This window comes from Micromonospora sp. NPDC051006, assembly GCF_044456245.1.
Lineage (GTDB): Bacteria > Actinomycetota > Actinomycetes > Mycobacteriales > Micromonosporaceae > Micromonospora.
Window position 1 is genome coordinate 20204 of sequence record NZ_JBITFP010000039.1, and the last position, 10328, is coordinate 30531.

The window sequence follows — 10328 nt, forward strand, 5'->3', positions numbered from 1 at the left end:
CGACGGCGAACCCGGTCTTCCGCCGGCGCCGGGTGAGCGCCGGCCCGTAGCGGCGGGGCGCTCCGTGCGGCCGACCCGGGAAGAGTTGGCCGCCGCGGCGGACCGTACCCTCCCCGACCTGATCGCGCCCGGGTTGGACGTGCTCTTCGTCGGGATCAACCCGGGCCTGTGGTCGGCCGCCACCGGCTGGCACTTCGCGCGGCCGGGCAACCGGTTCTGGCCGGCGCTGCACCGGGGCGGCTTCACCCCCCGGCTGATGCACCCCAGCGAGCAGGACGAACTGCCCGGCTATGGGCTGGGCATCACCAACATGGTGGACCGGGCCAGCGCCCGCGCCGACGAGCTGAGCACCGCCGAACTGATCGCCGGGGCGGAGTCGCTGCGGGCGAAGGTGGCCCGGTACCGGCCCCGTTGGGTCGCCGTGGTGGGGGTGACCGCGTACCGGATCGGGTTCGCCCGACCCCGGGCGACCTTCGGCGCGCAGCCGGAGCCGCTGGCCGGCGCCCGGCTCTGGGTGCTGCCCAACCCGAGCGGTTTGAACGCGCATTTCACCCCGGCGAGTCTGGGTGCCGCCTTCGCCGAGCTGCGCCAGGCGTCGATCGCGCGCTGAGCCCGCGCCGCCGGCGAACGCGCCGGGCGGCGGCTGGGACGGCGGGTCAGTTCGCCGCGGCGGGCGGCAGCGCCTCGTCGGCCACGTAGCTGCCCAGCGGTAGCACCACCGGCTCGGGCCCGGTCGCGTCCACGTAGGGCGCCGGCGAGTCGGCGACCGCGAACTGGGTCCGGTAGAGCTCCGCGTAGAGCCCGCCGACGGCCACCAACTCGTCGTGCCGGCCCCGCTCGACGATCCGCCCGCCGTCGAGGACCAGGATCTGGTCGGCGTCGCGGACGGTCGAGAGCCGGTGCGCGATCACCAGCGCGGTACGCCCCGCCAGCGCCACCGAGAGCGCCCGCTGCACCGCGGCCTCGCTCTCCGAGTCGAGGTGGGCGGTCGCCTCGTCGAGGATGACGATCGAGGGTGCCTTGAGCAGCAGCCGGGCGATCGCGATCCGTTGCTTCTCACCGCCGGAGAAGCGGTAGCCCCGCTCGCCGACGGTGGTGTCGAGCCCGTCGGGCAGGGACCGGACAAGGTCGGCCACCTGGGCGCCGGCCAGCGCCGCCCAGATGTCGTCGTCGGTGGCGTCCGGCTTGGCGTAGCGCAGGTTCTCGCGGATCGTCTCGTGGAACAGGTGCGAATCCTGGGTGACCACACCGATCTCGTCGCGCAGCGAGGCGAGGGTGGCGTCGCGGACGTCGACGCCGCCCACCAGCACCTGGCCGTCGGTGACGTCGTAGACTCGCGAGATCAGCATGGAGAGCGTCGACTTCCCGGCGCCGGAGGGGCCGACGAGGGCGACCATCTGCCCCGGCTCCACGCCGAACGTGACGCCGCGCAGCACCGGCTCGTTGATCGTCCGGTCGAGCGTGGCGACCTCCTCGAGCGAGGCGAGGGAGACCTCGGCGGCGCTCGGGTAGCGGAACCGCACGTCGCGGAACTCGACCCGGCCGCTGCCCCGGGGCACCGGCACCGCGTTGGGCTTCTCCTGGATCCCCGGGCGCAGGTCGAGCACCTCGAAGACCCGGTCGAAGGAGACCAGCGCGCTCATCACGTCGACCCGGACGTTGGAGAGCGCGGTGAGCGGGCCGTAGAGCCGGGTCAGCAGCAGCGCCAGGGTCACCACGGTGCCGGCGCTGACGTTGCCTGCGACGGCCAGCCAGCCGCCGAGACCGTAGGTGAGCGCCTGGGCCAGCGAGGCGACCAGCAGCATCGCCACGAAGAAGGTCCGCGAGTACATGGCGGACTGGATGCCGATGTCGCGTACCCGCTCGGCCCGGCCGGCGAACCGGCGGGCCTCGATCTCCGGCTGACCGAAGAGCTTGACCAGCAACGCGCCCGCCACACCGAACCGCTCGGTCATCGTGGCGTTCATCTTCGCGTCGAGGTTGTACGCCTCGCGGGTGATGTCGGCGAGCCGCCGGCCGACCCGGCGGGCCGGAATGATGAAGATCGGCAGGAGCACCAGCGAGAGGGCGGTGATCTGCCAGGAGAGGGTGAACATCACGGCGGCGGTGAGCACCAGCTGGATGACGTTGCTGACCACCCCGGAGAGGGTCGAGGTGAACGCCCGCTGGGCGCCGAGCACGTCGTTGTTGAGCCGGCTCACCAGCGCGCCGGTCTGGGTCCGGGTGAAGAACTGCAACGGCATCCGCTGCACGTGGTCGTAGACCCGGGTGCGCAGGTCGAGGATGATGCCCTCGCCGATCCGCGCGGAGTACCAGCGCTGGGCGAGGGAGAGCAGCGCGTCGGCGACCGCCAGGCCCGCGATGACCAGCGCCAGCCGGACCACCAGCGAGCCCGCCTCGGCGCCGCCCCGGTTGATCGCGTTGATGACGTCACCGGCCAGCACCGGGGTGGCCACCCCGATGATCGCGGCGAGCACCACGGTGACCAGGAAGACGATGATGTCGCGCCGGTAGGGCTGGGCGAAGGCCACGATCCGCCGGGCGACGCCGCGCTTGAGCCGATGGGTGGAGACCTCGTCCTGGTTACGCATCGACCGGAGCATGCTCCAACCGGCCATGCCACCGCCGGACATCGGGTTGGACACCGCTCACCTCCGGGTCGTCGGGCTGACCGCACCGTCAGGCCAATTCTCCCGACGACTGTGACAACCTCGGTAGTAACCCGGATCTTCCCGTGCGGTCCTTACCTATTCTCCTCGCCCGGTCAGGTCGCGCAGCCGGCGGGTCTGCGCCTCACGCTCGGCCCGCTGCTGCTCGGCGGCGGACCGGCCGATGGCACCGGCCAGCAGCGCCTTGATCTCGACCACCGCGTCCCGGTTGTTGGCCAGCAGCCCGGCGGTCAGGTCGCGCACCGCCCCGTCCAGCTCGGCCGGCGGCACGACCAACGTGGCAAGCCCGATCCGGTCCGCCTCGGCGGCGTCCATCCGGCGGCCGGTGGCGCAGATCTCCAGCGCCCGGGCGTAGCCCACCAGGTCGACCAGCCGCTTGGTGCCGGCGAGGTCCGGTACCAGGCCGAGCGTCACCTCGGCCATGGAGAGCTTGGCATCCTCGGCGAGCACCCGCAGGTCACAGGCGAGAGCCAGCTGGAAGCCGGCGCCGATCGCGTGCCCCTGAACGGCCGCGACGGAGATGACGTCGGGGCGGTGCAGCCAGGTGAACCCGGCCTGGAACTCGGCGATCCGGTCGGCGCATTCCTGCTCGGGCAGGGTGGCCAACTCGGCGAAGGAGCCCGGCCCAGAGGCGCCGGCGACCGACAGGTCGAGGCCGGCGGAGAACGCGCGCCCCTCCCCGCGGACGACCACCACGCGCACGTCGCCGGGAAGGTCCCGGGAGAAGTCGCTCATCGCGCGCCACATCGCCGGGGTCTGGGCATTGAGCACGTCGGGCCGGCACAACGTGACCGTCGCGACCGGCCCGTCGCATTCCAGCCGAACCCCGGTCGCCTCGGCGGTCACCGGGCGGCCCGGGGGCCGGCGCTGATGGACGACGTAGCGGAGCGGGTCACGCCTTCTTACGGCGCCGGGCGCCGCCGCGCTGGCGCAGCTGCACTCCGGATTCGGTGAGAACCCGGTGGATGAAACCGTAGGAACGGCCGGTCGAGGCCGCGAGCGCGCGGATGCTCTCCCCCGACGTGTACCGCTTGACCAGGTCCTTGGCGAGCGTCTGACGCTCGGCTCCGACGATCCGGCGACCCTTCTCAGTGCTGGTGGCTGTGCCGGTGGCTGCCATGCTGTGTCCTCACGTCCCAGACTGTGCGGTTCGGATACGGTCCCACCTATTAGACCGCCTCGAACGATCATGCGCCAGATATCAACTCTTCGCCAACCGACACGCTATGCAATGTCAGCTACCCGATAGGGTGACGTCGGCGAGCCGTTCCGCCCGGTCGACCGGCGATCAGCCGATCGGGCGTCCGAGCGCGTTGGGCAGCCGGCCCGTAACCTGCCGGGCGTGATGGATCTTTTCGGCACCGCGGCCGGCGCCGCCGTGGTGTTCGCCGCCACCGACATCGACGACATCGTCATCCTGACCCTGTTCTTCGTGGCCGCCCGCACCACCGGCCGACCCCGGCGCTGGCAGATCGTCGCCGGGCAGTACCTGGGGATCGGCGTGCTGGCGCTGGCCAGCGCGGTCGTCGCCGCCGGGCTGCTGGTGGTCCCCGACCCGTGGACCGGGCTGCTCGGCCTGCTGCCGATCGCGCTCGGCGTCCGGGCCCTGCTCGACCGCGACGACGAGGACACGCCGACGGTGGTGGCCGGCACGCTCGGCGTGGCCGGGGTGACCATCGCGAACGGCGCCGACAACGTCGCGGTCTACGTGCCGGTGTTCCGCGCCCTCGGCCCGGCCGACAGCGCGGTCTTCCTGCTGGTCTTCGTGGTGCTCATCGCGCTCTGGTGCGCCGCGGGCGCCTGGCTCGGGGGACATCCGCGGGTGGTCCGGCTGGTCGAGCGGACCGGGCACTGGCTCGTCCCGGCCATCTTCGTGGCCATCGGGCTGGTCATCCTGGTCGGCTCCGGCGTCGTGGGGCACCTGCTCGACCTGGCCCGCTGACCGGCTGGCCCCGACCGGGCCGCCGATCAGGCCGACCGGACTGACCGGGCCGACCTGGCCGAGGCGCTCCGCGCGGCGGCGGTCGGTCAGGCCAGCTCGACCAGCTCGAGCAGGTCGTCGCTCCACGCGTCCTCGTCGCCGTCGGGGAGCAGGATCGCCCGGTCGGGCTTGAGCGCCAGCACCGCGCCCGGGTCGTGGGTGACCAGCACGATCGCGCCGGGGTAGCGGGCGATCGCGTCGAGCACCTGCTCCCGGCTGACCGGGTCGAGGTTGTTGGTCGGCTCGTCGAGCAGCAGCACGTTGGCACCGGAGCAGACCAGGGTGGCCAGCGCCAGCCGGGTCTTCTCGCCACCGGAGAGCACCCCGGCGGGCTTTTCCACGTCGTCGCCGGAGAACAGGAACGCACCGAGGATCTTGCGCAGGTCGGTGTCGGACTGCTCGACGGCGGCGCTGCGCATGTGCTCCAGGATCGTCCGGTCCACGTCCAGCGTCTCGTGCTCCTGGGCGTAGTAGCCCAGCCGCAGGCCGTGCCCGGCGTGCACCTCGCCGGTGTCGGGCTGGAGCAGCCCGCCGAGCATCCGCAGCAGGGTGGTCTTGCCGGCGCCGTTGAGGCCGAGGATGGCCACCCGCGAGCCCCGGTCCACCGCCACGTTGACGTCGGTGAAGATCTCCAACGACCCGTACGACTTGGACAGCCCGGTCGCGGTGAGCGGGGTCTTTCCGCACGGCGCGGGGTTGGGGAAGCGAACCTTGGCCACCTTGTCGGAGACCCGCACCTCCTCCAGACCGGAGATCAGCTTCTCGGCCCGGCGGGCCATGTTTTGCGCGGCGACGGTCTTGGTGGCCTTGGCTCGCATCTTGTCGGCCTGCGCCATCAGCGCGCCGGCCTTCTTCTCCGCGTTGGCCCGCTCCCGGCGGCGGCGACGCTCGTCGGTCTCCCGCGCCTCCAGGTAGGCCTTCCAGCCCAGGTTGTAGACGTCGACCACGGAGCGGGTGGCGTCGAGGAACCAGACCTTGTTGACCACCGACTCCAGCAGGGCGCCGTCGTGGGAGATCACGATCAGGCCGCCCTTGTGGTTGGCGAGGAAGCCACGCAGCCAGGTGATCGAGTCGGCGTCGAGGTGGTTGGTCGGCTCGTCGAGCAGCAGGATGCCGCCGCCGTTCTCACCGGCGTCGCGGAACAGGATCCGGGCCAGCTCGATGCGTCGGCGCTGACCGCCGGAGAGGGTGCCGATGGTCTGCGCGAGCGCCCGGTCGGGCAGGCCGAGGTTCGCGCAGATCCGGGCGGCCTCGGCCTCGGCCGCGTACCCGCCCAGGGAGGCGAACTGGTCCTCCAGCGCGCCGTAGCGGCGGACCAGCTTCTCGTCGGTGTCCTCGGCGAGCTTGGCCTCGAGCTCCTTCATCTGGGCCATCAGCACGTCCAGGCCGCGGGCGGAGAGCACCCGGTCCCGGCCGGTCACCTCGAGGTCACCGGTGCGCGGGTCCTGCGGCAGGTAGCCGATCGCGCTGCGCTGGTCGATTTGCCCGGCGTACGGCTGCCCCTCGCCGGCGAGGACCTTCAGCGTGGTGGTCTTGCCGGCGCCGTTACGCCCGACCAGGCCGATCCGGTCACCGGGCTGCACCCGCAGCGTGGTGTCGGAGAGCAGGATGCGGGCGCCGGCGCGCAACTCCAGGCCGGTGGCAGTGATCATGTCGTGGGACTCGCTCTCGGGGTCTGGAAGGCTGACTCAGGGCACGCGAAAACGCCGGCGGGCGGTGGGCCCGTCGGCGCGGGGCGGTTCAGCCTTCGCAGCGCGGCACGAGACAAGTGTACCGGCAGCGCTCGGAGCACCCGTCGGATTACCACTCAAGATCATCGGGTACCGGAACTGCCGTCCGGACCCGGTCCGGTACCGCAACCACCCAACACGGACTAATCGGTGATCGGGGACAACATGGAGCTGAACGAGAACGCGAGGATCGACACCAGCCAGGTGGACGACCGACGTGGGTCCGGCGGCGGCGGACTGGGCGGGATACCCATCCCGATCGGCGGCGGCCGGGGTGGCATCGTCGGCATCATCATCGCCGTGCTGGTCGCCCTGGTCGGTGGCGGCTTCGGCATCAACGCCGCCACCAACGGCGGCGGGGACTCGGCGGGCGACAACACCTCGCTGCAGCAGAAGTGCGCGACCGACGACGCTCTGCAGCAGCTCGACTGCCGCAACACCCTCTACGTGAACTCGATCCAGGCGTACTGGCGGACCGCGCTGCCGGAGAAGTTCGGCGAGCAGTACCAGCCCTCGAAGACCGTCTTCTTCAGCCAGGGCGTCAGCACCGGATGCGGCCAGGCCGACTCCGGCGTCGGCCCGTTCTACTGCCCCGCCGACGACCTGGTCTACATCGACCTCACCTTCTACCGGGTGCTCGCCGACCAGCTCGGCGCGGAGGGCGAGTTCGCCCAGCCGTACGTGCTGGCCCACGAGTACGGCCACCACGTGCAGGACCTGCTCGGCACCGAGGCGCAGATGCGCCGCCAGCAGCAGCGCGACCCGGACAACGCCAACGCGCTGTCGGTGAAGCTGGAGCTCCAGGCCGACTGCTATGCGGGCGCCTGGGCCAAGAACGCCACCGGTACCGCCGACGAGAGCGGGCAGAAGATCTTCACCAGCATCACCGAGCAGGACATCCAGCAGGCGATCGACACCGCCGAGAAGATCGGCGACGATGCGATCTCCGAGCGCGCGAACCGGCCGGTGAACCCGGAGGAGTTCACGCACGGCTCGTCGGCGCAGCGCAAGGAGTGGTTCAGCCGGGGCTACCAGAGCGGCGACCCGAAGTCCTGCGACACCTTCGGTGGCACCCGCTGACACCGCGCCCGAGCGCGGCGGGACCCCGGCCACCGGGGTCCCGCCGCCTGGCCCGGGCCCACCGCGGTGACCCTGGCCAGGCGGCCGCTCAGTCGAGCCGGGAGACCTGGTAGTGACTGATGAGCCAGGCGTCGTCGACCCGGCGCACGATCACGCTCAGGTAGACGGGCAGCACCGGCCGGTCGGTGAAGGCGAACTCGACCCGCAGATAGCCGAGGACGAGGTCGTCACCGAGGCGCCGGGTCTCCCGGATGTCGTACGTGGCGGTCAGGCCGATCGGTTGGCCGGCGTAGTACTCGGCTACGCCGGCGGGGCCGACCGCGTACGGGTGCAGGCCCTGGAAGATCGCGTCGTCGGTGAAGTACGACGCGACCCGATCCGGCTCGTGCGCGTCGACCGCCGACCTCCACCGGTCGAGGACCGTACGCAGGATCTGGGACTCGGCGTCGGACATGACGACCTCCAGGCTCTTGAGCAGTGCGCCGGGGTCACCTGGCCGGCTGACCCGGGTCGTTCGGGTGCGGCGACAACGGCGTGACGGTCTCGCGCCGCCAGGCGCGCAGCGGCATCGACGCGAGGACGATCTCCAGTTGGTCGGCGTCGTCGGCACGGAAGAGTCCCCAGGTACGCCACTCGCCCGGTGCCAGCGGCGGCCGCCACAGGCGCAGCAGGCTGCCCTGCGCCGTCAACTCGGCCGAGCGCGCCGCCTCGCGCCTGCGCATGTCGGCGACCTCCTCCTCCGACGTGCCGGCCGGCACCGTGGTGACCATGTCGACCAGAAACTCCACCGCTCAGCCTCCACTCACCGGCACCGACAACTCCCCCCATTCTTCACCAAATACTCCTGATGAGCGCCGCGGTCGATCGACTCCTCCGGGCCTGCCGGCACCGCCGCCAGCCCTCGATGCCAGCCAGCGGGCTCGGGTGCCGGGTCACGGCGCCGGTCGCTGAGTCAGCCAGCGCTTTCGGATGCCGGGTCGCGGCGCCGGTCGCTGAGGTCAGCCAGCGCTTTCGGGTGCCGGGTCACGGAGCCGGATCTGTACCGCGCGGGCCGCGCCGACCGCGGCGACCAGCACCGCGTGCCGGGGCTCCGGCACATCGAGCAGCCGCTCGGCGCGCAGCGGCACGAGCGGGGCCAGCCGGCGGTCGGCCAGCACGGTGTCCACCGCCCGCCGATCACCGCCGCAGACCACCGCCGCCAGCGTCGCCGCCTGCGGCAACAGCAGCCGTACGGCCAGTTCCGCCGCGTCAACCAGGGCCGCCTTGGCCTGGTTGTCGCGCCGCCGGGCGAACCGCTGCTGCGACCAGCCCCCCGCGGCGGTGCGCCCCTGCACGTAGCGGGTGTCCACCTTGGAGACGACCAGGTCGGTGCCCTCGGCCACGCCGACCGCCACCGCGCCCTTACGGGCCAGCAGCAGGCCGAGCCGGCGCGGCGCGGCGGCGGCGGCCACGAACCCGGGCACGTCGGTGCTCGCCGGCGCGCCCGGCGGGGCGTGCAACTCGGCGGTCGCGCCGTCGGGGGCGGCGAGCAGCAGACCGTACCCCTGGACGGTGGTGGTGGGCGGGCCGTGCCGGTCGGCGAAGCCGTCGACCCAGCGCGCGACGCGGGCCGGGTCGACCTCGACCCACCGGCCGCCCCCGGCAGCGGGTCGACTGGTCATCGCCCGACCGTACGGCACGGCCGGCCCCGACGGCTCGCCGGGCGGAGCGGCCTCGACGGCGGCCCGGGCGGGTCGGCGGCGAAGCGGGCTGGTCGCCTCGATCCCGGCGGCGGACCGGGCCGGCCGGGCAGGCCGGGCAAGCCGGGCGGGCCGGGCAAGCCGGGCGGGCCGGGCAAGCTGGGCGGGCCGCTCAGCCCGGCAGCAGCGTGGCCACCGCCAGGGCGGCGATGAGCGCGCTGGAGACCAGACCGGTGACCAACCGGCCACGCGGTCCGGCCAGCGCCCGACCGACGACCGTGCCGCCGCCGGCGACGAGCAGTTGCCAGCTCGCCGACGCCAGGAACGCCCCCGCCACGAAGAGCAACGCGCTGACCGCGTCCGGCTCGGCGGAATCCCGGCGCCCCAGCACCAGCGCGGCGAAGTAGAGCACCGTCATCGGGTTCAACAGGGTCAGCCCGAGCAATGCCGCGTAGGCCCGGCCGGGTGTGCTCAGGCCCCGCCCCTTCGGCGCGGCAGGCTCCCGTTCCGGATGGCGGGCGGACCAGGCCCGCCAGAGGCCATGCGCGGCCAGGCCGAGCAGCACCAGCGCGGCCACCACCCGCAACGGGCCGGCGACCGGCGCGATGACCCCGGCGAGACCGGCGCCGCCGAGCGCGGCGACCGCCGCGTAGAGCCCGTCCGCCGTCGCCACCGCGAGCGCCGCGGCCGCACCGACCCTGAACGACGTACGGGCGCTGAGCCCGAGGATGAGGATCGCGATCGCGCCGACCGGGATGGCGACGCCGTAGCCGGCCACCAGGCCGGCGAGGAACGCGCCGCTCACGACGGTGGACGGCGGATCGAGGCGGCAGCCCGGGCGGTGCGCTGTCGACGCACGGCGGTGGCCGCGCGGACAGGGACCTGCTTCGGGTACGCCTCGATCATCCCGTCATCCTGAGCCGTCGCCCCCGCGCCCGCCACCAGATTTTGGGCGACCAGACGCACGTGCACGCTCACGCCCCGCCCCGCCCCGCCCCGCGCCACCCGCCGTCAACGGCAACGCCAACGCCAACGCCAACGCCAACGCCAACGCCAAGATCGTGCTCGATCTGCGAATTAGTGGTATCCGTGAAGGGCGGTTTCAAGCGGCTGTTGCAACGAGGTGCTTGTTGAGTGCTTCGGCTGGATTCTGCCAGTCGAGGGTTTGGCGGGGTCGTCCGTTGAGTTC

12 protein-coding genes are annotated in these 10328 nt (G+C 72.7%); 3 read left to right on the forward strand and 9 right to left on the reverse strand.

Annotation, left to right across the window (positions count from 1 at the left end; all coding sequences use genetic code 11):
- Window positions 1-64 precede the first annotated feature (64 nt).
- Complete coding sequence (mug, locus tag ACIBBA_RS32905) at window positions 65-610, forward strand: G/U mismatch-specific DNA glycosylase (protein WP_396702697.1); 546 nt, start codon at window positions 65-67, stop codon at window positions 608-610.
- Window positions 611-656: 46 nt separating this feature from the next.
- Here mug and ACIBBA_RS32910 read toward each other — a convergent pair whose 3' ends face one another.
- The 3 genes from ACIBBA_RS32910 to ACIBBA_RS32920 all read right to left on the reverse strand — a co-directional run bounded on the left by ACIBBA_RS32910 (window position 657) and on the right by ACIBBA_RS32920 (window position 3789).
- A complete protein-coding gene (locus ACIBBA_RS32910; RefSeq protein ID WP_396702715.1) occupies window positions 657-2633 on the reverse strand; it encodes an ABC transporter ATP-binding protein in 1977 nt (658 codons plus the stop codon).
- Between the two features lie 114 nt (window positions 2634-2747).
- Entirely contained in the window at window positions 2748-3515 is a 768-nt protein-coding gene (locus ACIBBA_RS32915; protein WP_396702699.1) for an enoyl-CoA hydratase/isomerase family protein, read from the reverse strand.
- A 46-nt stretch (window positions 3516-3561) separates the two neighbouring features.
- Complete coding sequence (locus ACIBBA_RS32920) at window positions 3562-3789, reverse strand: helix-turn-helix domain-containing protein (protein ID WP_007462679.1); 228 nt, start codon at window positions 3787-3789, stop codon at window positions 3562-3564.
- A gap of 225 nt (window positions 3790-4014) precedes the next feature.
- On the opposite strand from ACIBBA_RS32920, the gene ACIBBA_RS32925 reads away from it, so the two are divergent.
- Window positions 4015-4611, forward strand: a complete 597-nt coding sequence (locus tag ACIBBA_RS32925; RefSeq protein WP_396702717.1) for a cadmium resistance transporter — start codon at window positions 4015-4017, stop codon at window positions 4609-4611.
- An 86-nt stretch (window positions 4612-4697) separates the two neighbouring features.
- On the opposite strand, the gene ACIBBA_RS32930 is transcribed toward ACIBBA_RS32925, so the two are convergent.
- Window positions 4698-6302 carry an ABC-F family ATP-binding cassette domain-containing protein gene (locus ACIBBA_RS32930; protein WP_396702701.1) on the reverse strand — a complete coding sequence of 535 codons (1605 nt, stop codon included), beginning with the start codon at window positions 6300-6302 and terminating at the stop codon, window positions 4698-4700.
- Window positions 6303-6545: 243 nt separating this feature from the next.
- Between ACIBBA_RS32930 and ACIBBA_RS32935 the strand changes: the two genes are divergently transcribed.
- On the forward strand, window positions 6546-7460 hold the full coding sequence (locus ACIBBA_RS32935) for a neutral zinc metallopeptidase (RefSeq protein ID WP_396702719.1): 915 nt from the start codon (window positions 6546-6548) through the stop codon (window positions 7458-7460).
- Between the two features lie 88 nt (window positions 7461-7548).
- Here the strand turns inward: ACIBBA_RS32935 and ACIBBA_RS32940 are convergent, their stop codons facing one another.
- The 5 genes from ACIBBA_RS32940 to ACIBBA_RS32960 form a co-directional block, all read right to left on the reverse strand.
- Window positions 7549-7914, reverse strand: a complete 366-nt coding sequence (locus ACIBBA_RS32940; protein ID WP_396702703.1) for a YybH family protein — start codon at window positions 7912-7914, stop codon at window positions 7549-7551.
- Window positions 7915-7948: 34 nt separating this feature from the next.
- Window positions 7949-8248: a muconolactone Delta-isomerase family protein gene (locus ACIBBA_RS32945; protein ID WP_396702705.1), complete on the reverse strand. Its 300-nt coding sequence runs from the start codon at window positions 8246-8248 to the stop codon at window positions 7949-7951.
- 210 nt (window positions 8249-8458) lie between these two features.
- Window positions 8459-9121, reverse strand: a complete 663-nt coding sequence (locus ACIBBA_RS32950; protein WP_396702707.1) for an acVLRF1 family peptidyl-tRNA hydrolase — start codon at window positions 9119-9121, stop codon at window positions 8459-8461.
- A gap of 190 nt (window positions 9122-9311) precedes the next feature.
- Window positions 9312-9944 (reverse strand): LysE family transporter, encoded by a 633-nt coding sequence (locus tag ACIBBA_RS32955; protein WP_396702709.1) that lies wholly within the window; start codon window positions 9942-9944, stop codon window positions 9312-9314.
- Window positions 9941-10117: a hypothetical protein gene (locus ACIBBA_RS32960; RefSeq protein WP_396702711.1), complete on the reverse strand. Its 177-nt coding sequence runs from the start codon at window positions 10115-10117 to the stop codon at window positions 9941-9943. The genes ACIBBA_RS32955 and ACIBBA_RS32960 overlap by 4 nt, the downstream gene beginning before the upstream one ends.
- Window positions 10118-10328 lie beyond the last annotated feature (211 nt).

Excerpts from the sequence above, each read along its gene's own strand:
- ACIBBA_RS32910 (WP_396702715.1), bottom strand. The coding sequence starts at position 2,633 with ATGTCCGGCGGTGGCATGGCCGGTTGGAGCATGCTCCGGTCGATGCGT.
- ACIBBA_RS32920 (WP_007462679.1), bottom strand. The coding sequence starts at position 3,789 with ATGGCAGCCACCGGCACAGCCACCAGCACTGAGAAGGGTCGCCGGATC.
- ACIBBA_RS32925 (WP_396702717.1), top strand. The coding sequence starts at position 4,015 with ATGGATCTTTTCGGCACCGCGGCCGGCGCCGCCGTGGTGTTCGCCGCC.
- ACIBBA_RS32930 (WP_396702701.1), bottom strand. The coding sequence starts at position 6,302 with ATGATCACTGCCACCGGCCTGGAGTTGCGCGCCGGCGCCCGCATCCTG.
- ACIBBA_RS32935 (WP_396702719.1), top strand. The coding sequence starts at position 6,546 with ATGGAGCTGAACGAGAACGCGAGGATCGACACCAGCCAGGTGGACGAC.
- ACIBBA_RS32940 (WP_396702703.1), bottom strand. The coding sequence starts at position 7,914 with ATGTCCGACGCCGAGTCCCAGATCCTGCGTACGGTCCTCGACCGGTGG.
- ACIBBA_RS32950 (WP_396702707.1), bottom strand. The coding sequence starts at position 9,121 with ATGACCAGTCGACCCGCTGCCGGGGGCGGCCGGTGGGTCGAGGTCGAC.